Raw genomic sequence first — 22,574 nt, 5'->3', positions numbered from 1 at the left:
AACATAACTAAAGGAGGAATATTTGAATGAAAAAGAATGTTTGGACTAAATCACTACTACTATCAAGTACATTATTATTAGCCGCTTGTGCTGGAAGTGATGGCACAGGCAATGATTCTCAAGCAGAAACAGGGGGATCGAATTCAGAAGCCGGAACAGAAGAAGTAAAGACACTAACATTTTTTAGTGCTGATTTACAGACAGATGATCCTTTTAGCAATCCTGTTGCCCAAGAAATTACCAAACGAACAGGAGTAAAATTGGAGATTTCTCATCCTGTTGGTGGTGATGAACAAGCTATTCCTCTAATGATTGCCAGTGGAGATTATCCAGATATGATTTTTGGGAAAGGCGATCTAAATAAGCTCATTGATGCAGGTGCCGTTATTCCCTTAGATGAAATGATTAAAGAAAAAGGCGATAACTTAAAAGCGATGTACGGTGATCAGTTAGATCGACTCCGAAACAGTTTAGATGATCCACAAATCTACCATGTTGGGACAGGTGGAGTTACGAATCGCTACTTGACCACAAGCGGAACTTTGCAAATCGCTTTGGACGTCTTGAAAGATCAAGGATACCCAGAAATCAAAACTTTAGAAGATTATGAAAACGCAATCAAAACGTACGTTGAAAAGAACCCACAAATTGATGGACAAGACACCATCGGATTGAGTTTATTGGGAAGTGATTGGCGTTGGTTGATTACAGTTGGTAACCCAGCTGGATTTGCGGCAGGAATGCAAGACGACGGTCAATGGCATGTAGATGAGGAAACGGGCGAAACAGTTTATAAATTTATGTTGCCCGAATTTAAAGAGTACTTCCAATGGCTGAATCACATGAATGATATTGGGTTGTTAGATCCAGAATCATTCACGCAGACGTATGACACCTATATCGCTAAACTGTCTTCTGGTCGAGTTCTTGGAACTGCCGATCAGGATTGGGATGTGTTGAGTGCTGTTGCAGTCTTGAAACAAGAAGGAAAAGACAATCGTCTGTGGGCACCTCTTCCGGTTACATTGGGTGAAGAATATATCTCTCAAAGTACAAGAGACTATGGATTTACTGGGACAACAGGTATTTCCATCAGTTCTACTTCTGAAGACCAAGAAGAAGCTTTTGAGTTCCTTGATTGGTTTGCTACAGAAGAAGCTCAAATTCTTGTGAATTGGGGCGTAGAAGGTGAGAACTATACAATTGAAGAAGGATTACGTGTGCAAACCGAAGAAGACCGACAAAATGCCCAAACAAATCCAGATTATTCAGCACAAACGGGTATCGGTAACTACATTTATCCATTCCCTCAATGGGGAAATGGTGCAGTAGATTCTAACGGTCAATCCATCAGCCGGAGTACGAAAGAAGATATTATGATCAATTACACCGAGGCTGAAAAAGAAGCTTTAGAAGCTTACGGAGTGGATTTATGGGTAGAAACATTCCCAGAAACCGAATCTTTAGGAATTCCAAAACATGGTCGGGCTTATGAATATGTACTTCCTTCCAATAGTGACGTTGCAATCACCCAACAAAAAGCAGATGATTATACAACTCAAAAAATTACTGAAGCAATTCTAGCTGACCCTGCCGACTTTGATGGCATCTGGGAAGAAATGATTTCGGAATTAGAAGCAATGGGGATCAAGGATGCAGAAGCAGAAATGACTGAATTAACGGAAAAACGTCTGGAACTTTGGGGGAATTAACTTTTTCGAAGCAAGAAGATAAAAAAGAGCGGGCTTCTGTCTCGCTCTTTTACAATGTTAGGGGGAAATGAAACTCGATGACTTACGTGTGCTTTGATGTGGGAGGAACGGCTGTAAAATATGGCCTATTCACTTCAAATGGAGAATTGTTTGAAAAAGGAGAGTACCCCACTCAAAAAGATGATAAAAAAATTTTTTATCAGCAAATGCTTCAAAAAATCCACTTATATGAACAAACAGAAAGAATTGAAGGAATCGGAATTAGTTTTCCTGGGTTTATCAATCCGTATAGTGGAGAGGCCATCACAGCGGGAGCATTATATCCTCTATATGGGGAAAATATTGTCAATGTTCTGCGAGAAGAACTACCTTACCCGATTGCTATTGAGAATGATGCAAATTGCGCTGCATTAGCAGAAATGCTCAGCGGTAATGCTCAAGGATTGGAGCACTTTGTCTTAATTACAATTGGAACGGGTATTGGCGGAGCAATCGTCTTGAATGGTGAGCTTTTTAGAGGAAATACATTTCGAGCTGGGGAATTTGGCATGATGCATATTGATGTAGGTAATCGACCCTATGCGACCGCCCATGATGTAGCAGCTACAAGTTCATTGGTTCGAAGTTATAAAGAAAAAAAGGGAATAGCACCAGAAGCACATGTAGATGCACGAACCATTATGATTGAAAAAGAAACTGATCCAGAAGTTGCAATTTTATTTCGTAATTGGTTGAAATATTTAGGTGCAGTAGTCTTTAATTCAGCAACCTTCTTCAATCCAGAAAAGATTTTACTTGGGGGAGGGATTAGTGGAGACCCTACTTTAATTTTAGAATTAGAAAAGGAACTGGCTTTAAGTAAAGATTGGAAAGATATTAAAACAATCGTGCAAAATTGTAAATACTACAATGAGGCAGGATTGCGCGGAGCCTATGCACTTATTCAAGAAAAAGTAGCCTTAATAAAGAGAGGAGAATTTGATGTACCATCAAAAACTTGATTCATTTCCCGAAAAATTCTTATGGGGAGCAGCTTCAGCTGCCTACCAAATTGAAGGTGCGTTTAAGGAAGACGGAAAAGGACCTAGTGTATGGGACACCTTTTCCAAAATTCCCGGTAAGACGTTTATGGAAACCAATGGGGATGTTGCGGTAGATCACTACCATCGTTATAAGGAAGATGTAGCATTAATGGGAGAAATGGGACTAAAAGCTTATCGTTTTTCCGTTGCGTGGTCTCGTATTCTTCCTGAAGGAGAAGGTAAAGTGAATGAAAAGGGCTTGCAATTCTACGAGGATTTGGTAGACGAAATGCTTGCGCATGGTGTAGAACCAATTCTCACTCTTTATCATTGGGATTTACCGGAAGCTTTGCAGGAAAAGTATAACGGATGGGAATCGCGTAAAACAATCCAAGCATTCAAACAGTATTGCCAAATTCTTTTTGAGCGACTTGGAGGTAAAGTCAAATACTGGGTAACTTTTAACGAACAGAACGTATTTACTTCGATGGGCTATCGCTGGGAGACACATCCGCCAAATCTCTCCAACTTAGAGCGGATGTTTACTGCTAACCATGTTATCAATTTAGCGAATGCAGAAGCTATTAATCTCTTCCATAAAATGGTTCCAAAAGGTTTGATTGGTCCAAGTTTCGGTTATGGACCAGCTTATCCTTCTAGTGCTAGGCCAGAAGATGTTTTAGCGGCAGAGAACGGCGAAGAATTCAATAACATATGGTGGTTGGATGTCTATTGCAGAGGGATTTATCCCAAATTTGTTATGAAACAACTCCAAAAATTAAAGATTGCGCCGGAGGTGACTGCAGCGGATCACGAATTACTTCAATCTTCTAAACCAGACTTTTTAGGTATCAATTATTATCATGGTGGCACATTCCAAGAAAATCGGATTGAAAATAAACAAAATGCAAAAGAAGCACAAAAGAAAGAATTTTCCGCAATTGATCCATATTTAATGCAGCCAAATGAGGAACAAGCTCAGTCACCAGAAGTACCAATGTTTCAATCCATATCCAACCCGTACTTAGATAAAACAGAATGGGGTTGGGAGATAGATCCAGTTGGCTTCCGTGTTGCCTTGCGTCGTGTTTATGCGCGCTACGGGTTACCCATTTTTGTGACGGAGAATGGCCTAGGTGCTATTGATCAGTTAGAAGAGGATGGCAGCATCCAAGATGACGTTCGGATTGCTTATTTGGAAAAACATGTTCTTGAAATGAAAAAGGCAATTACTGATGGTGTAGAAATGATTGGCTATTGCGCTTGGTCGTTCACTGACCTATTGAGTTGGTTGAATGGTTATAAAAAACGATATGGTTTTGTTTATGTGAACCGAGATGAAGAGAGCGAAAAAGATTTGAAGCGTATACCAAAGAAAAGTTTTTATTGGTATCAAGAATTGATGAAGCAAAATGGAGCAAATATTATGGACAACGAGGTGGAAGAATGAAGTATACAGATGGTGGTTGGCTATTTAGAGAAGGGTATGAAGTGAATTTCCCAGCACATATTTACGCATCGCGAAGAACAAACGAAGGGTTGACCTTATACGCACCATTTCGCCATATTTCCCATAAAGGAATGTCCTTAGATGGTGGAATGATGACTGTTGAGCTAACTGCTCCTCGACCTAATATAATTGGGGTAAAGGTATATCACCATAAAGGGCAACGTCACACAGGCCCAGATTTTGTACTGTACAACGAACCAGTACAAGCAGAAATCAAAGAAACAGAGACAGGTTATGAGTTTCACAATAAAGACTTTTCAGTTCGTGCTGCTAAGGGTGATCAGTTCCAATTAGATTTTATCTACAAAGGTACTACATTAACTCAAAGTAAACCAAGGGGACAGGCATACGTAAGTGCTCCGGATAGGCAACCGTTCATCAGTGAACAATTAACCTTAGATGTCGGTGAATTAATTTACGGACTAGGGGAACGCTTTACTCCATTTGTCAAAAACGGTCAAACAGTCGATATATGGAATGAAGATGGCGGAACCGGAACAGAACAAGCGTATAAAAATATTCCATTTTATATGAGCAACAAGGGATACGGTGTCTTTGTTGATTCGCCGGATCGTGTTAGTTATGAAATAGCGAGCGAAAAAGTTTCACGTGTTCAGTTCAGCGTTCCTGGAGAAGTCATGCAGTACTATATTATTGTTGGAGATGATTTAAAAGAGGTTTTAGAACACTACACTTCTTTTACTGGGAAACCTGCCCTGCCGCCTGCTTGGTCATATGGACTATGGTTAAGCACCTCATTCTTAACGGATTATGATGAGGCTACTGTAAATCAGTTTGTAGACGGAATGCTGGAACGGGACATCCCACTTGAAGTGTTCCATTTTGATTGTTTATGGATGGAAGAATTTGAATGGGTGAATTTCACATGGGACAAGCGCATGTTCCCAGATCCAAAAAATATGCTTAAACGCTTAAAAGATAAAGGCTTAAAGATTTGTGTCTGGATTAATCCTTATGTAGGGCAAAAATCACCATTATTTGATGAGGGAATGAAGGAGGGGTACTTCCTTAAAAGACCAAATGGTGATGTCTGGCAATGGGATAAATGGCAAGCAGGTCTTGCGGTTATTGATTTTACGAATCCTGCTGCCGTTGAATGGTATCAAGGTAAACTAACAGAGTTGATTGAAATGGGGGTTGATTCGTTTAAAACGGACTTCGGTGAACGGATTCCTGTTGATTGTGTTTATCATGATGGATCTGATCCACAGCGGATGCATAATTATTATGCACAGCTATATAATCAGGTAGTGTTTGACTTGTTGAAAGAGAAAAAAGGAGAACAAGAAGCCGTTGTATTTGCTCGCTCCGCAACCGTTGGTGGACAACAGTTCCCTGTACACTGGGGTGGTGACTGTACATCTGATTATCCTTCTATGGCTGAGTCGTTACGTGCGGGATTATCATTCGGAATGAGTGGTTTTGGCTATTGGAGTCATGATATTGGTGGCTTTGAAGCTGGTTGCTCACCGGATGTTTATAAACGTTGGACTCAATTTGGTCTTCTGTCTTCCCATAGCCGATATCATGGAAGTTGGGAATATAAAGTTCCATGGCTGTATGGAGAAGAGGCAGTTGAAGTATCACGAACCTTTACCAAACTGAAACTTAGTTTAATGCCGTATTTAATGGCAGAATCTGTTTATACTCATCAGGTAGGAGTACCGATGATGCGTTCGATGATTTTAGAATTTCGAGAAGATCCAACCACTCATACCCTAGATCGCCAATATATGTTTGGTAGCAATCTTTTGGTAGCTCCAATTTTCAATGAAAAAGGAATTGCTCAGTTTTATGTACCGGAAGGAAGTTGGACAGACTATTTAACTGGTGAAGTATTTGAAGGGAAACGGTGGTATGAAAGAAAATATGATTATTTACACTTACCACTTTTGGCTAGACCAAACAGCATCATTGTAGAAGGAGCTGTGAATGATCGCGCTGAATATGACTATACGAAAGATGTAACCGTCCATCTCTTCGAACTAGACCATGGTAAAACAGCAGAAACAGATATTTACAATGTCAGAGGTGAAAAGGTTGCTTCCATTACGATTCAACGAAATGGTGATGAGCTACAAGTAGATAGTACAGGACTTTCGAGTTTTAAGTTAATCGTTCATAACGTACAAATTAAAGAAGCAATTGCCTCCAAATATGGTTCTATTGTTTCAATCAATAGTGATCAAACAAAGATTAAAGTAGAAGGAGGCTTCCATGAGTAAACCATACTTCGATAAAATCCTACATGGTGGAGATTATAACCCTGGACAATGGCCGCCGGAATTTTGGCAAGAAGACATGCGGATTTTTGAGAAAGCACATATTAATTCCGCTACGATTAATGTTTTTTCTTGGGGTCGTCTTCAACCCTCAGAAAAGGAATACAATTTTTCTGAGTTGGACCAGGTTGTAGACTTGTTGACTGAGAGAGATTATGAGATTGTAATGGGTACGTCGACGGCCGCACTTCCAGCATGGCTATCTCGTAAATATCCGGATGTTAATCGAACCGATTTTTATGGACGGCCGCATAAGTATGGGCATCGGCATAATGCTTGTCCTAACAGCTTGAGTTTTCAATATTATGCGAAAGAATTAGTAACTCGAATTGCTGAGCGATATGGATCACATCCAAACGTAAAAGTATGGCATATTTCCAATGAATATAGTGGAGAATGTTATTGTGATAACTGTGCCAAGGCGTTTCGGATTTGGCTGAAAGAAAAATACAAAACAATTGAAGCAGTTAATGAGGCTTGGAATTTTGATTTTTGGAGTCATACCCTTTATGACTTTGAAGATATCGTTCCGCCGAACTACCTAGGCGATGGGGTGAGTGATACGATGGCCGCATTTGCGGGAATTTCAATCGACTATCGTCGCTTTATGTCAGATAGCCTCTTAAATAATTTTATTATGGAAAAAGAAATAATTCGTAAATATGATAAGGAAAGACCAGTGACTACGAATTTTATGGGGGCATATAAAGGGCTTGATTATTTTAAGTGGGCAAAGGAAATGGACATTGTTTCTTGGGACAATTATCCAGGCTTGAATACTTCATGGAGTCATGTGGCGATGAACCATGACTTGATGCGTGGAATGAAGAACGGACAGTCTTTTATGTTAATGGAGCAAACGCCAAGCCAACAAAATTGGCAACCGTATAATTCACTGAAGCCACCTGGTCGGATGCGCGTGCAAAGTTATCATGCGATTGCTCACGGAGCGGATACAATCCAGTATTTCCAGTTACGTCGCTCTAAAGGGGGTTGTGAGAAGTTTCATGGTGCCGTCATTGAGCATGTTGGACATGAGAATACACGAGTTTTTCGTGAAGTTGCTGAATTAGGAAAGGAATTGGAACAATTAGGTAATTGTCATATCGGTGCAGAGACACCTTCTAAGGTAGCCATATTATTTGATTGGGATAATTATTGGGCTTTAGAGTATACGAGTGGTCCGCATAAAGATTTGTACTACGTTAGCCAAATCCAACAGTATTATGATGCATTTTATCGCCGCAATATTGCGGTCGATATGATTCCTATGGATGCAGATTTTTCTGCATATGATGTGATTCTAGCACCAGTTTTTTATATGGTAAAAGAAGGTATGGGAGAAAAAGTTGAAACGTTTGTAGAGGAAGGCGGAACGTTTTTGACGACGTTCATGAGTGGGATTGTTGATCAAAGTGACAATGTACATTTAGGAGGGTACCCAGGTCCTTTACGAAAGACGATGGGCATTTGGGTCGAAGAAATTGATGCTCTGCCTCCGGATGAAAGTGTTCAAATTCATGGAGAGTCAGGTGAAACCTACCAAGGAGAAATGTTGGCTGATTTGATTCATTCAGAAGGTGCAACTGTATTCGCCACTTACGCAAGTCAATTCTATGCTGGAATACCAGTGGTGACCCACAATTCTTTTGGAAAAGGAACTGCATGGTATGTAGGGACTGTTCCGAATCAAGCCTTACTGGATGCAATCGTCCATCAAATCGTTCTTAAAAATAATGTAGTTGGATTCGGAATTCAGCCAGATGGTATCGAAATTACAAAGCGTGTAAAAGGAGACCAAGAATTTATTTTCATCATGAATCACGGTGAAAAACCTGTTCGAATTGAAATAGATTTAGAAGGGTATATAAATTTATTAACCAAAGAAAGTTTCGAAAAAACAGAAGAATTACCGCCCTATGGTGTCAAAATTCTAAGCAAAGGTTAAAGCAACTAGCAAGAGAATTAAAAATAGAAGTTGAATACAGACTTGTTTGGTGAGAAAATAACCATACAAGTCTGTTTTTTGATAGAAAGGAGAACTCACATGCCCTTTGTACGCATTCAATTAAAAGAAGGCCGCACACCGGAACAAAAGAAAGAATTAGCAGAAGCAATTGTAAACACGATGGACGAATTGAAATTTGCTAGTCGTGAAACAATCCGTGTCATCTATGAAGATATGGCACCTGAAGACTTATATAGTGGTGCAGATATGGAAAAGAACGAAAAAGCTTAGAACCGATAAGGTGGGATATACATTCTATGATTTGGCTGGAAACAATCTTTACCTTCTTCATCGGTCTGATGGGCGCTCGGATTGCGAAAAGATTAAAAATGCCGTCTGCTTACATGATCGGCGCCATGATAGCTGTAGCACTTTTCAGCATCTTCACCGGGAATGCTGCGTATCCAACTTTTATGAAGAATTTTACTCAAACGATTTCAGGAATATTTATTGGGGCCGGCATAAGAAAAGAGGATATTTTATTATTAAAGAAAATGGTTGTGCCGGCAGTTGCAAACGTATTAGTTTTAATTACCTATAGTTTGTCCATGGCTGTCTTTTTGTATCATTTCACTGATTTCTCGTTCGCAACGGCAGCTTTTGCGACTGCTCCGGGCGGTATTGTAGATATGACGATTGTCAGCATGGATTTAGGAGCGGACACAGGGATTGTTTCTGTGCTTCAAACCATTCGCCTCTTTACCATCATTGCTTTTTTTCCCAGCTTATTTTCAGTCTTGTTAGACAATAAACATGAATCGGATATACCAGAGGTTGAAGTACAATTTGTTGAGCAGAAAAAAGGCAGTATATGGAAAACCGGTGCTGTGGGTATTTTTGGCGCATCAATTGGGTATTTCCTGGGTATACCAGCAGGGCCGTTAATTGGTTCCATGCTGATGGTGGGCTTGCAAAATGTCACTACCAAATCAGCAGTCATGCCGCTAAAGGTAAAATTTGTAGCACAAATATCTGCCGGAACTTTGATTGGATCTTCGATTACAGCATCCATTTTCCTCTCATTGCGAGAGATTTTCTTCCCGGCAGCCGTTATGGTGATTGGATACATCATTCTTTCGGTCGTAATGGGATTCTTGTTTTTCAAAACCAATCAACTCAGCCTCTCGACTGCTTTGTTTGCTTGTGCACCAGGAGGAGCTTCTGATCTAGCTTTGATGTCGATCGATTATCATGCGAATCCGGCTATTGTCTCATTAATGCAGACGATGCGGGTTGTGACCGTGATTGCTCTTTATCCAACCATCATTGCAGTTATTACGAATTTCATCTGAGAGAACCGAATAGCAACGTGGGCGATTTCGCCTGCGTTGCTATTCTTTTACTTGTTCCATTAATTCCACTTTTATGATCCCCATGCCTGCAATTTGAGGCGGCAGAGACATCGTAGTAGGTACGTGTTCAGTCAAAGTGACTTGAATGGTATCTCCCGCTGACAGTTCGGTGATTTCCAATTCATCGCCGGTATTATGATCAACGAGCTCTATTTCTTCATTCATGAGTAGAACCACTTCATCAAAAGAAGCAACATCTGCTTCTACCGGAATGAGGCTAGACAGATAAATGCCATTTCCATAAGATTCGCCACTATCAATAACGGTTCCTGTGTAGAGAATTGTCGGTTGTTCGCTTTCTTTTGTGCTTGCTTCGGAAGTTTCGGCGCCGCATCCAGCGAGGAGTGCAGCAGCCATGAAGCCTAAGAGTATTTTTTTCAAAATAATGGTCTCCTTTTTCAGTTGTTTTACTTATTATACACCGAGTTCATTTGTAACGCACATTTCTTGCAATCGTTCTCATAAGTGGTATGCTGAAGCAAAAGATAAAGGAGGCGGTTCGATGAATGTACGGCAATTGGTGATGCAACAGGAACAGCAACGAAATAGCGATGTTTTGACGAAATTGGAACGGGCACTCGGTAGAGAATTTACGGAAGAAGAAACATTGAAAATTTTGTTGAATGCATATGAGAGTTTTTCTGGTCAAGCAGTCGATCACATGGCAGCGCACCTTGGTTTGGATCACATTTTAACGCAAGAAGAAATGGACCGTATTTATGCATTTGAGGCAGATGTGGAACAAAAAGATAAATAATGATTGCGATAAGAGGGCCAGCACGTGCCCTCTTTTTTTCTTAGAAATAGATTCTCTAAAATAATAACATCGGTTTTTTAGTCAAATTTTCTCACAAATAGAGCATTTTCAGTCAAGATATTGAAGGCAAATTTGTTACTTATCGTCTTGAATTAAAAAATGAATGCGTTATAATCGTATCATGAAAGCGATTCAAGGGAGGATGACACTTTCATGAAATAGACTGAAAATAGAGGAGAGAATAAAAATGTCTCAGAACCAACCGGAAACACAAAGTCGTTATCATACGGCTAAACAGTGGGAAATTGCCTTTTTCTCATTAAATAACTCCGCGACCAACCTATACTTATTTGCCTTTGGTTTCTTAACGTACTACGCAACTGGTATTGCTGGATTCGCTACTTTACTCGTTAGTAACTTATTAGGTGCTACACGTTTATTTGATGGAATCATTGACCCTACTATCGGTGTCGTAATGACCGTTTCAACACACGCTGGGGAAAATTCCGCCCGTTAATGCTCGTATCCAATATCGGATTAATTCTTTCGTTCTTGCTTTTATTTAGCACTCATCGCTTCTCAGGGGCCGCTCAAGTAGTTGTCTTCTTGGTTGCCCTAGTTTTCCACAAAATTGTCTACTCATTTCAGCAAACGGTTACGAAGGCAGCACAGCCGGCATTAACCAGTGATCCGAAGCAACGTCCTTTGTTCTCCATTTATGATACCGTTAATATTGAGAAGATGATGAGTGTCAGCATGGATTCTCCCCATGCGAACTTCGACTTGGTTCACTTGAATGGGTCTTGGGCGCGTGAAACACAAATTACACGCGAACCGGTCTCGCACGGAATTAAGGTGATTGACAGTAAACGGGGAGCCAGCAGTCATCAACAAAATCCGTTTCTGGCATTAGTGGATAAACGTGCCAATGATCTGGATGGGGAGGTATATGGATTCAGCCTGATTTACAGTGGGAATTTTGTCGCACAGGTTCAGGTAGATTCCTACAGTCAATTGCGGGTCAATTTCGGGATCAACCCATTCCAGTTCAATTGGAAACTGCAGCCAGGGCAATCATTCCAGACACCAGAAGCAGTGCTGGTTTATTCACAGGACGGTTTGAACGGGATGTCCCAGCAATACCATAATTTGTACCGGGAGCATTTGCTGCGCGGAATCCATCAAAGACGTGAACGTCCTATCTTGATTAACAATTGGGAAGCGACGTACTTTAACTTTACGGAGGATACGCTTCTGCCGATTGTTGAAGAAGCAAGCAAACTAGGTATCGAATTGTTTGTGTTAGATGATGGGTGGTACGGACAGCGAAACTCTGACATGGAAGGCTTGGGAGATTGGGAAGCCAATACCACCAAGTTTCCCCGTGGTCTAGCTGCTTTTTCGAAAAAAGTGAAGGCACATAACATGAAGTTTGGCCTGTGGGTGGAACCGGAGATGGTTTCAGAAAATAGCGATTTGTACCGCGAGCATCCAGATTGGTGTATTCAAGTGGAAGGCCGTGGCAAATCGCTTGGACGCGGTCAGTATGTGCTTGATTTCAGCAGGAAGGTCGTCCGCGACCATATCGAAGAAGTTCTGACTCGTGTCTTCAAGGAAGCGGAAGTAGATTACGTGAAGTGGGACATGAACCGTCACATTACGGAAGCTTTTTCCAGTGAGTATCCTGCTGAGCAACAGGGGGAAGTCTATCATCGGTATATTTTAGGGCTCTACGATTTATTGGAGAAACTGACGACTGCATTCCCGAATATCTTATTCGAGGGGTGTTCCGGAGGTGGCGGACGCTTTGATCCTGGGATGCTCTATTACATGCCACAAACGTGGACCAGTGATAATACCGATCCGATTTCTCGTTTGAAGATCCAGTATGGAACGAGTCTGGTTTATCCGATTCTCACGATGGGGGCGCACGTTTCTGCATCCCCTAATCATCAAATTGGTCGAGTAACGTCTTTGAAGATGCGTGGGGATGTAGCGAGTGCCGGAAATTTAGGCTATGAGTTGGATATTTTGGCCTTACCCGAAGAAGGGCGAGAGAAAGTAGCCAATCAAGTTGCCTTTTATAAACGGCACCGACAGTTAATCCAGTTTGGCGATTTTTATCGTTTGATTAGTCCGTTTGACGGCAATGAATGTGCGTGGATGTTTGTTTCCAAAGATAAAAAAGAAGCCTTGGTATTTTATTATAAGGTATTGAATCAAGCATCCGAACCATTGAACATTTTGAAAATGGAAGGACTGGATCCATCGCTTAACTATTACTTCGAAGGAGCGAAAGTTCCGATGGGCGGCGATGAGTTGATGCACAGCGGCATGTTCTTGCCAGCTGACGTCGACGGGGATCATAAGAGCTTTATCTGGTATTTGAATGCAGAGCAATAAACGAAACCATTCCGTGAAAAAACGGGGTGGTTTTTTCTAAACCTTTAGAAAAACTTAGACAGCGGAAATTGGATTTTTGGCCGAGTGGAAGGTAGTATGGAGATAGAGTCACAGGAAGAGGGGAAACCGAGATGGATCAGTTAACATTCCACGACGTGCAGATTACCTGGCTAGATGGCGGGGTTGTTTCATTTGATGGTGGAGCAATTTTTGGAGTGGTCCCTAAGCCTCTCTGGAGCCGAAAGTATCCAGTAAATGAACAGAATCAAATTGAAAATGCAACCGATCCAATCTTGATTCAGTATCAAGGTAAGAATTATTTAATTGACACGGGCATTAATAAGGGAAAACTAACCGAGAAGCAAAAAAAGATTTTTGGTGTATACGAAGAATCGAGTGTTGTAGAATCGTTAAGCGAAATGGGTCTGGCACCGGCTGACATTGATTATGTGTGCATGACACACATGCACTTTGACCATGCGAGCGGCTTGACAACCTTCCAAGATGGCAGAATCCAATCCACGTTCCCTCATGCCGTTATTCATATGTCTCAAGCCGAGTGGGATGAAGTAAGGAATCCAAATATCCGCTCAAAGAGTACATACTGGAAAGAAAACTGGGAAGCCATTCAAGATCAAGTGCACCCTTTTGAAACGAAACTAGTGGTAGCGGACGGGATCGAAATGGTTCATACGGGCGGCCATAGTAACGGTCATTCGGTCATCAAGTTGCAGCAAAGAGGAGAAATGATGATCCATTTAGCAGACCTTTTCGCTTTACACGCACATCAAAATCCTCTTTGGGTGATGGCATATGACGATTACCCCATGGATTCTATTTTTGCAAAACAAAAATGGCTAGAAGAAGCGTACCAAAATGGTTCTCGATTTATTTTTTATCATGACGTTTTTTATCGAATGATTCAGTGGGATCGAGACGGAAAAGAAATCATTGATTGCTTAAAACGTTCGAAGAAACCTTATATTAAGATGAAAACTACAGAATAATCATAACAGGAGGAAACAATACATGCGTGAAGCAGTCATTGTAGCAGCATTACGGACGCCAATCGGAGCGTTCGGAGGATCATTGAAGGATGTCTCTGCCGTCGACTTAGGTGCCGCAGTTGTAAAACAAGCGATGGATCGCATTCAATTAGATCCAAGCACGGTAGATGAATTGATTTTTGGAAATGTACTAAGCGCAGGTTTAGGACAAAACATTGCCCGCCAAGTTGCCGTCAAAGCAGGCATTCCAATTCAGATTCCTTCCTATACAATTAACAAAGTCTGTGGGTCTGGACTGAAGACTGTAGCACTAGCGGCCCAATCCATTCTAGCAGGCGACAATGAGATTGTGATTGCTGGCGGAACAGAGAACATGAGCCAAGCACCCTACATCATGCAAGATGCACGTTGGGGAGCGCGCATGGGTGATACGAAACTAGTGGATACCATGCTGAGAGATGGCTTAACAGATGTATTCAATGAGATTCACATGGGCGTAACCGCAGAGAATATTGTTGAAAAATATGGCTTTACACGGGAACAGCAAGATGAAGTAGCAGTACGCAGCCAAAATAGAGCAGAGCAAGCAATTCAGGCAGGTCGATTTAAAGAAGAAATTGTTCCCCTATCCATTCCACAACGTAGAGGGGAGCCTGTTTTATTTGATACGGATGAGTACCCGCGCTTTGGTTCAACAATGGAAGGAATGGCGAAGCTGCGGCCTGCCTTCAAAAAAGACGGTGGCTCCGTCACAGCCGGAAACTCCTCGGGCTTGAACGATGGAGCGGCAGCCCTGATCGTCATGAGTAGGGAAAAGGCAGACGAACTAGGAATTACGCCCCTTGCTACCATCAAGGCCTATGCCAGCGCAGGAGTCGCACCGGAAATCATGGGCTGCGGTCCCATCCCAGCTACTCAAAAAGTATTAAAAAAAGCTGGACTTACGATGTCAGATATTGATTTGATTGAAGCAAATGAAGCATTTTCCGCACAATCGTTGAGCGTGATGAAGGACTTGGAGATGGATCCAGATCTAGTCAATGTGAATGGCGGGGCTATTGCACTTGGTCATCCGATTGGTGCAAGTGGAGCTCGGGTTTTAGTGACTCTTTTACATGAAATGAAGAAACGTGATGTAAAATATGGCCTGGCAACGCTATGTATTGGTGGCGGACAAGGAATTTCTTTAATTGTAGAAAGATAAAAACGAAAAAACACCTCGGAATCCATATCGCAAGATAGGTTTCCAGGTGTTTTATATTTTTCTTCTGAAGTTAGGCTCATCTACAGTAATGCTAGATTACCAAACAAGTTCTTTTGTAATGGAGTTTTTAAAATCAGCAGAAGAGAAAAATTGGAATCCTTTTCCTTCTGTAACAACAGATTTCACTTCGCGTTTGTTATAGGTGGTACCGTTTAGGATAAAAGAAGTTGCATCATGATCGCTTAACATTGCTTGCAACTCATTCCATTCTTCTTTCTCAATCCAATGTGTTTCGATAAATTTGTCCTCAAAACTCATAGATACTTCCCTTTCTAATCCGCCTTCCTTTAAATGCCTGGTATGCTTCAAAGCCAACATTTTTATTCTAACATGTAAGAAAAATAATAAAAGTGCAATATTTTAAAATGAATTTAAAAAAGCACTTTCATATTTTCAGAAGTGTAGTAAAATGATACCGCAATCATAAAACGGTTGTAATAAAAAGGGAGGATCATTAGTCTGATAAAAATATAATTTTGATGGAGATAGCTGAATGGAAGATATGACACTAGGGAGTCCTTGGAAGTTGATCGTTCGATTTACCATTCCTTTATTAATGGGAAATATTTTTCAACAATTATACAGTTTAATGGATACAATTATTATTGGACGCTCTCTAGGAATGAATGCATTAGGGGCAATTGGCGCAGTGGGTAGTCTAACCTTTTTTGTTCAAGGGTTTGTGCTGGGGATTGCTTCAGGGTTGTCGCTCATATTGGCACAACGATTTGGTGCAAAAAATGAGGAGCGTATTCGCAGCAGTTACATCGCTAGTTTATGGATTTCAATGGGAATGGTTTTACTTTTGACCATTATTAGTATTTTATTTTCGGATTTATTATTGAGAATGATGAATATTCCAGATGAACTTTTTCATGATAGTAAGGCTTATTTTATTACAGCAATGTTTGGTCTAAGTGCCTTGTTATTTTTTAACTTGATGTGTAATGTTTTGCGTTCGAAAGGAGACACGAAACATCTCCTTGTATTCACTGTTTTTTCGCAATTATTAAATATTGTTTTTGATTTCATCTTCATTATTGTGCTGGATTTTGGTGTGAGTGGCGTAGCTTTTGCTACCATCCTTTCCCAACTGATCGTTGGTGTCTTCTGTCAGAACTATGTTATTAAAAAGGTTCCTATTTTTAAGCTTGGTCGAAAAGACTTGCGGGCGGATAAAAGAGAAGTGCGCCTGCACTTGGATATCAGCTTGCCGATGGGATTCCAATCTTCCATTATTGCAGTTGGGTCCATTATTTTGCAGTATAAACTGAATGGACTAGGATCAGCAGCAGTAGAGGGCCATGCAATTGGAGGCCGTGTAGAGAACATGTTAACCATGCCGATGGTTACATTTGGGGTTGCTACTGCAACCTTTGCCGCACAAAATTATGGGGCTGGTGACTTGTCGAGAATTTGGCGGGGGGTGAAAGCTAGTCTAATCATTTCTCTCAGTTATGGATTAGTAGTAGGGTTATTATTGTTCTTCTATGGAAGTGACTTGGCACAATGGCTTTTCGGTGCTGAGAGCGGAGAAACCATCGCATTTGTAGATCGTTATTTTAAGTGGACAACTTTATTTTATATGGTCTTATCAGTAGTCTTTGTGGTTCGCTATTGTTTACAAGGAATGGGGAAAGCTGTCGCGCCAACTATTGGTGGTTTCATGGAAATGGGCATGCGTTCATTAGTTCCCTTGTTCTTTACAGGCATATTCGGCTTCCGTGCAATTGTCATTAGTCATCCGCTATCGTGGATGGGGACAGCGATTGTATTGGTCGTTGCCTTGTATTTAGTGAAAAAAGGAGACCGCACAACGAAATGGAAGCGGTTTTTGACATCATAAGAAAACGGCTGGCACAGTGCCAGCCGTTTTTCTTTAAATAAATGTCTGTCCTTTAAACGTGTTCCAAAAGGCAGCTCTGACGTCACTTTGTCATGATTGTTGCTGCTTCAGCAGCCTACAATCATGATACACTTGGGCGTCAGCCCACAGTGCTTACGGATATGGTATGCGTTAGAAAATTCGGAGCTTAACGCCTTTTGTCACACTCTCTTCCATCATTCATAAGCGCCGCGGATATACTGGTGAACTTCTCGTGTATAAAAATCTTGCAGTCTTTGTCGTTCTTCGTTTGTGTAGCCTTTTATCTTCAGACTAGCCAGATTATCATCTACTTGCTGTACACTTCGGAAACCGGGTATGACGCTGGTTACCGCTTCTTCTTCCAAAATCCACTTCAATGCAGCTTGTGCGAGGGTGCCTCTGTCTTCCTTCATCCACTCAAGCGCCGCTACTAGTTCCACGCCCTTTTCAAATGGGAGACCACCGAACGTTTCGCCGACATTGAAGGCTTGGCCGTCACGGTTATAGTTCCGGTGATCATCAGGAGAGAAGGTAGAATCTTTGGTGTATTTTCCAGTTAACAAGCCGCTTGCGAGCGGAACACGCGCTAGAATTCCGACACCTCTTCTTTGTGCTTCTGGGAAAAGGCGTTCCAATGGCTTCTGCCGCAAAACATTGAAAATTACTTGCAAGGCAGTTGCGTTGGAATTCTCGAGCACAAATAAACCTTCCTCATTCGTTTCCACGCTGACCCCATAGGCACGAATCTTTCCTTCGAGCTTCAACTTCTCCAATGTGTTGAAGAGATCTGTCTCCTTCAACATCGCAAAGGGAGCACAGTGAACTTGGTACAAATCAATCCGGTCACGTTTTAGTCGCTGTAAACTTGCTTCACAGTACGCTCTTATTTTTTCCTCTGTATAGTTTTCTGGGTCGTTGATATCACCTTTTCGGATGAACTTGGTGGCGATATAAATCTCATCTTCTTTTCCTTTAGTAGCCTGTGCCAACAATTCTTCGCTATGACCGTTCCCATACACATCAGCAGTATCGAAGAAGTTAACCCCTTGATCAATGGCATGGCGAAGGGCTCGCAATGCTTCTTCATCGTTTCGCTCTCCCCAATCACCACCAATTGCCCACGTACCGAAGGATAACTCGCTGATTGCCATTCCTGAATTGCCTAATTGATTATACTTCATTCCGCTTATCCCTTCTTTCTATCCCAAATTTTCAAAACGTTTGTTCCAGGTTGAATAAATTGGAAAGGACCTGCGCCTACTGTGTCTCCCCAAGTATCGTCAAAGAAATCGGTATCTAAGGAAAGGTCGCTGCCATCTGGCTGCTCAAACTCAGCCCCTACTAATCGTGTAGGAGGGAGGGTAGCGGTAGAAATCTTGTAGCCCTTTAATTGATTATATTCTTCTGGAAGATCAATAGACAGAAAAACACTCGTTTCTTTTTCTTCAATTCGAAGATTAGGCTGGAAGGAATCTAGGACTAATTTGTTCTTTTCTTGGTCGAATGCAGTTGCGCCGTTAAAGTAAGCATTATTTTCTATATATACGGCTTGACCTGAATTCCAAATACCGGACCGATCTTGTCGAACTGCGTTTAGATACTCCTTCAAGGAAGAAGGGAAGCCGTTGTACCCCGCGGTTCCTGATGGATGAGCGGTGTTTTCTGGATGCTGTTGGATGAAGATATTATTCATATACCGATCATCACCGCTATAGACAAAGGCATATCCAGCCACTTCCGTACTGTGCGGGTAATGATAGGGAGTAGCTCGGTCTAGCACATTTTGGATATTCATATAGCCACAAAACAGATTATGAACATAGGCACCGCCCTGCGCAAAGTTGTCCATCTCGACAGGAGAAGCAAAGATATTGTGATCCACCACGTAAGGACCATGGCTCACTTCAACAAATAAATCTCTGGAATTTTGGTAGTACACATTTTTGCTGACACGAGTTCCTTGTGTTTGCCAATCCAACCAAGTGCCCAAGGAACAGTCATGGATGCGGTTCTCTAAAATCTCCACATCAATGGCCGCATGCAGTTTGATTCCAGCTATTTCGTGCCCATAAAATTCTCGTTTTAAGGCAATATTATAAATATGATTATGGCGAATCTTACTGAATACACAGCCAAGATGCCCAACAATACCGTTTTGACCGCAATCATAAATGGTATTGTTCTGGATGAGATGAGATCCAATTGTTTCTTTCTTCCAGCCAATCTGTTGTGCTGAAAAGACTGACTCTAATTGGTATTGATGGCCTGTTTTATCTTGTCGGATGGAATGGTATTGGTGCCCGGTCGATTCTTCTTTCCCAATACTAATCGCACTGCATTTGGCATCGTGAAGAATATTGTCTTCAATGATCCAGCCCTTACTCCAATTTGTGCCCACCATTCCTACTTGATGAGAAGTAGGTGGAGTCCAGGGGCAAGCAGCTTGAGCAAATTCAAAACCGCGGACTGTAATGTAATCCACACCTGTCTTTTTCGGATAAAAACAAGCCTTTCGGACATTGATTTCCACAAACTCTTCATTCGGATTACAATCATGGAAATTTGCGAAAAGGGTTGTTCCCTGTTCATCCACTTTGGCAAACCAAATATATTTGGTTTGTTCTGGATTCAGAATAGGAACGACTTGTTGCGTCCAATGATCAGTGACTTTTGTTTGAACGACGGGGTGGAACAGGTCCTCGTATGCGTCCGCTTCATAAAAGGACATTCCATTTAAGTATACATCCCCAAGGTGTTTTTTAGACCCACTTGCTACTAACCAGTCACCGAAGACTTCTTCTTGATAAGGATTGAAGTCGCCAAAAAAAGACGGAGCAAGCGTTACTTTCCAGACACCGTCTTGAACAGGCTCCCAACCTGTGATGTGTTCGGAGCCTTTAATCACTACTTTTTCTCCCGGGGCCGCTTGATACGTGATTCTTCTTTGATTACTTAAGCCTTCATGAACAGGGTTAACCCATTCGCGGTACACTCCTTCATGGACAATAATTGTATTCCCAGCGGTAGCTACTTGAGCAGCTCGGTTTATTGTTAAAAATGGTTGTTCGACAGAACCATTTTGATTGTCATTTCCATTTTTTGCTACATGATACTCTTTATTCACTATGCTCACTCCCGGATTCTTTTTCACTATTATCCGATAAAAACGCCTTCATTCCTATTCGTTTAGTAGTATAATCATAGACAATATTAGTCATTTAAGGAGGAGCAGCATGTTTTTCTTTGAACATCATGGATTAGGGGAGCAAGAATCTTTCTCGCATACGTTATTAGTCAATCAGAGTTTTCCGATTCATTTCCACCGGGCCGCGGAGCTTATTTGGGTAGAAGAGGGAGAGATTATTGTATCGATTGAAAATAATGAATTCAGTTTGAGGGAAGGAGACAGCGCGTTTGTCTTTCCGCATCAGTTGCATGGAATTCAATCACTGGAGACATCAAGGTTGCAGATTTTAATTTTTTCTCCAGAATGGATCGGACATTTTTTCACGGAATACAAGGGTCAAGTTCCCAAACGGCCCATTTTTTCCCTGCCATCTTTTTTGCCACTAGACAAGTTGAACTCGGTCTATGCCAAAAAAAGTTTTTTATACGGTATATGTGACGAATTAATCAGGAACACGGAGTTTGTCCGTTCAGAATTTCAGCCAAAAACAAAAATGATTCAAAAACTTATTGCCTACGTGGACCAGCATTACACCGAGAATCTTACGTTGAAAGAGGCAGCTGTCGCGCTTCAATACGATTATGTTTACTTGTCGAAGCTCTTTAAGCAAGTGACCCAGTATAGTTTTACTGAATATTTGAATCAGTACCGCATTTCTCAAGTATGCTATCAACTGCGGGGGACCCAAAAGACTGTTTCTGAGATTGCATTGGACTGCGGATATCAGAATATGAGAACCTTCCATCGCAACTTCAAGCAGATGGTGGGCTGTACCCCAAGCGACTATCGTTCCCGGTAAGTGGATGATTTTGTTAGACAGCTTGACAATTAAAAATGGATGACCTACATTATGAATCATATTTTATCGAATAACGATTCACACTTTGATAGGGAGGAAAGAACATGCTCGTTCAAACATTCAAGTTATACGAAGACCGGGAAGATGTAACATTGACGGCTTATGTGCTGGATGATTCCACTGAATTACTCAATGGGAAGCGTCGACCCGCTGTTTTAATTTGTCCAGGAGGAGCCTACCTTGCTTGTTCTGACCGTGAGGCAGAACCAGTTGCTCTTCGATTTGCGTCTATGGGATACCATGCGTTTGTCCTTCGGTATTCGACGTACCTAGAAGCAGAGGAACCTTTTGAAATGATTTTCCAAGGAATCGAAAAAAGAGAGCGGACGGTATTTCCAACTGCTATGCATGAAATTGGTAAATCCTTATTATTGATTCGGGAACACGCATCAGAATGGCTGGTGGACTCTGAGCGCATCGCTTTATGTGGCTTCTCTGCTGGAGCGCATAACGTCGCAACCTATGCCGTGTACTGGAATCAACCAATCGTCACTGATTATTTCAATGCGAGTCCGCAAGAACTGCGCCCAACTGTCGCTATTTTAGGGTATCCAATCACGGATTACGTATACATGAAAGAAACCAAAATGGATGAACGCGGCGCTCAGTTATTTAAGGCGGCAAATGTTTCTTTGCTAGGAGAAGAAGTTCCAAATGACCAGAAACTAGAACAAGTTAGCCCAGCACGACACGTTACATCTGACACACCGCCGATGTTTATTTGGGGAACGGCGGCTGACTCGCTCGTTCCAATCGGACATAGTACACGGATGGCAACTGCACTTGCTGATCACGAGATACCATTTGAGCTGCATATTTTTGAGGAAGGGGTACATGGTTTGAGCTTGGCAACACAAGCAACCGCTTCTTCGCTCACTTTGATTGACGAGCATGCAGAAAAGTGGATAAATCTAGTCGAAAAATGGTTGGAAAAACGGTTTAAGTTAGAAATCGAGTAGGATGATAGGGGAATTTGGCGAAGATAAAAGCCGTCTTGTCGGGTTATTTTAATATATTAGAGCAAAATCTTAAAATAATGATTGACATCGCTATCATTATGGCTTATTATTCAATTAAGTTAGTTTGCTTGATTAACAAACTGAAATGACTGCTTCACGCAGTTAAATTTTGTCGTTAATTTGTAACCGTTTTACTAAAGGAAGTTCAAATCTTACAGAAGGGAGTAAACGTTCGTCTGGTTTATATGAAAACACAAGCTAAAAAAAGCGCAAAAAGTCACTACCCATGGTATCATGTAGGTGTTAAAATTTTAAATTTTTAGAGGGCTCTTGTTCTGTTGCCGCAGACCGAGAGCTTTTTCCT

The 22,574-nt window shown here is 41.5% G+C and carries 19 protein-coding genes; 15 read left to right on the top strand and 4 right to left on the bottom strand.

The features are described from left to right. Positions 1-26: 26 nt before the first annotated feature. From PVE40_RS07660 to PVE40_RS07630, 7 genes are all read left to right on the top strand, one after another. Positions 27-1,712 (top strand): ABC transporter substrate-binding protein, encoded by a 1,686-nt coding sequence (locus PVE40_RS07660; RefSeq protein WP_274731307.1) that lies wholly within the window; start codon positions 27-29, stop codon positions 1,710-1,712. Positions 1,713-1,789: 77 nt separating this feature from the next. Continuing rightward, positions 1,790-2,713 carry an ROK family protein gene (locus PVE40_RS07655; RefSeq protein ID WP_274731306.1) on the top strand — a complete coding sequence of 308 codons (924 nt, stop codon included), beginning with the start codon at positions 1,790-1,792 and terminating at the stop codon, positions 2,711-2,713. After that, positions 2,694-4,184: a glycoside hydrolase family 1 protein gene (locus PVE40_RS07650; protein ID WP_274731305.1), complete on the top strand. Its 1,491-nt coding sequence runs from the start codon at positions 2,694-2,696 to the stop codon at positions 4,182-4,184. Before PVE40_RS07655 ends, PVE40_RS07650 begins: the two co-directional genes overlap by 20 nt. Further along, the gene (gene yicI / locus PVE40_RS07645; protein ID WP_274731304.1) at positions 4,181-6,490 is read left to right on the top strand and encodes an alpha-xylosidase; all 2,310 of its coding nucleotides are present in this window, start codon (positions 4,181-4,183) and stop codon (positions 6,488-6,490) included. The genes PVE40_RS07650 and yicI overlap by 4 nt, the downstream gene beginning before the upstream one ends. Next, entirely contained in the window at positions 6,483-8,495 is a 2,013-nt protein-coding gene (locus PVE40_RS07640) for a beta-galactosidase (RefSeq protein ID WP_274731303.1), read from the top strand. Before yicI ends, PVE40_RS07640 begins: the two co-directional genes overlap by 8 nt. Positions 8,496-8,594: 99 nt before the next feature. After that, on the top strand, positions 8,595-8,786 hold the full coding sequence (locus PVE40_RS07635) for a tautomerase family protein (RefSeq protein ID WP_274731302.1): 192 nt from the start codon (positions 8,595-8,597) through the stop codon (positions 8,784-8,786). Positions 8,787-8,812: 26 nt separating this feature from the next. After that, positions 8,813-9,847, top strand: a complete 1,035-nt coding sequence (locus PVE40_RS07630; RefSeq protein WP_274731301.1) for an AbrB family transcriptional regulator — start codon at positions 8,813-8,815, stop codon at positions 9,845-9,847. A gap of 39 nt (positions 9,848-9,886) precedes the next feature. Here PVE40_RS07630 and PVE40_RS07625 read toward each other — a convergent pair whose 3' ends face one another. Next, positions 9,887-10,288: a hypothetical protein gene (locus PVE40_RS07625; protein WP_274731300.1), complete on the bottom strand. Its 402-nt coding sequence runs from the start codon at positions 10,286-10,288 to the stop codon at positions 9,887-9,889. 121 nt (positions 10,289-10,409) lie between these two features. On the opposite strand from PVE40_RS07625, the gene PVE40_RS07620 reads away from it, so the two are divergent. From PVE40_RS07620 to PVE40_RS07600, 5 genes are all read left to right on the top strand, one after another. Next, complete coding sequence (locus tag PVE40_RS07620) at positions 10,410-10,664, top strand: hypothetical protein (RefSeq protein ID WP_274731299.1); 255 nt, start codon at positions 10,410-10,412, stop codon at positions 10,662-10,664. 247 nt (positions 10,665-10,911) lie between these two features. After that, on the top strand, positions 10,912-11,181 hold the full coding sequence (locus PVE40_RS07615; RefSeq protein WP_274731298.1) for a hypothetical protein: 270 nt from the start codon (positions 10,912-10,914) through the stop codon (positions 11,179-11,181). Continuing rightward, the gene (locus PVE40_RS07610) at positions 11,181-13,067 is read left to right on the top strand and encodes an alpha-galactosidase (protein ID WP_274731297.1); all 1,887 of its coding nucleotides are present in this window, start codon (positions 11,181-11,183) and stop codon (positions 13,065-13,067) included. The genes PVE40_RS07615 and PVE40_RS07610 overlap by 1 nt, the downstream gene beginning before the upstream one ends. A 131-nt stretch (positions 13,068-13,198) precedes the next feature. Beyond that, entirely contained in the window at positions 13,199-14,074 is an 876-nt protein-coding gene (locus tag PVE40_RS07605; RefSeq protein WP_274731296.1) for a YtnP family quorum-quenching lactonase, read from the top strand. Positions 14,075-14,096: 22 nt separating this feature from the next. Then, positions 14,097-15,278, top strand: coding sequence for an acetyl-CoA C-acetyltransferase (locus PVE40_RS07600; RefSeq protein WP_274731295.1), 1,182 nt, complete (start codon positions 14,097-14,099; stop codon positions 15,276-15,278). Between the two features lie 96 nt (positions 15,279-15,374). Here the strand turns inward: PVE40_RS07600 and PVE40_RS07595 are convergent, their stop codons facing one another. Next, positions 15,375-15,596, bottom strand: coding sequence for a hypothetical protein (locus PVE40_RS07595; RefSeq protein ID WP_274731294.1), 222 nt, complete (start codon positions 15,594-15,596; stop codon positions 15,375-15,377). Between the two features lie 235 nt (positions 15,597-15,831). Between PVE40_RS07595 and PVE40_RS07590 the strand changes: the two genes are divergently transcribed. Beyond that, positions 15,832-17,184: an MATE family efflux transporter gene (locus PVE40_RS07590; protein ID WP_274731293.1), complete on the top strand. Its 1,353-nt coding sequence runs from the start codon at positions 15,832-15,834 to the stop codon at positions 17,182-17,184. Positions 17,185-17,399: 215 nt separating this feature from the next. On the opposite strand, the gene PVE40_RS07585 is transcribed toward PVE40_RS07590, so the two are convergent. Together PVE40_RS07585 and PVE40_RS07580 are read right to left on the bottom strand one after the other, a co-directional pair. Beyond that, on the bottom strand, positions 17,400-18,386 hold the full coding sequence (locus tag PVE40_RS07585; RefSeq protein ID WP_274731292.1) for an aldo/keto reductase: 987 nt from the start codon (positions 18,384-18,386) through the stop codon (positions 17,400-17,402). Between the two features lie 5 nt (positions 18,387-18,391). Next, complete coding sequence (locus PVE40_RS07580) at positions 18,392-20,329, bottom strand: right-handed parallel beta-helix repeat-containing protein (RefSeq protein WP_274731291.1); 1,938 nt, start codon at positions 20,327-20,329, stop codon at positions 18,392-18,394. A gap of 109 nt (positions 20,330-20,438) precedes the next feature. Between PVE40_RS07580 and PVE40_RS07575 the strand changes: the two genes are divergently transcribed. Continuing rightward, a complete protein-coding gene (locus PVE40_RS07575) occupies positions 20,439-21,191 on the top strand; it encodes a helix-turn-helix transcriptional regulator (RefSeq protein ID WP_274731290.1) in 753 nt (250 codons plus the stop codon). A 104-nt stretch (positions 21,192-21,295) separates the two neighbouring features. Further along, positions 21,296-22,210 (top strand): alpha/beta hydrolase, encoded by a 915-nt coding sequence (locus PVE40_RS07570; RefSeq protein WP_274731289.1) that lies wholly within the window; start codon positions 21,296-21,298, stop codon positions 22,208-22,210. The last annotated feature ends 364 nt before the right edge of the window (positions 22,211-22,574 follow it).

The sequence above is a fragment of the Jeotgalibaca caeni genome (assembly GCF_028863945.1).
In the GTDB taxonomy this organism is placed as follows: Bacteria; Bacillota; Bacilli; order Lactobacillales; family Aerococcaceae; genus Jeotgalibaca; species Jeotgalibaca caeni.
Note: the sequence above shows the minus strand (reverse complement) of the source record. Positions and strands in the feature narration are given on the sequence as shown.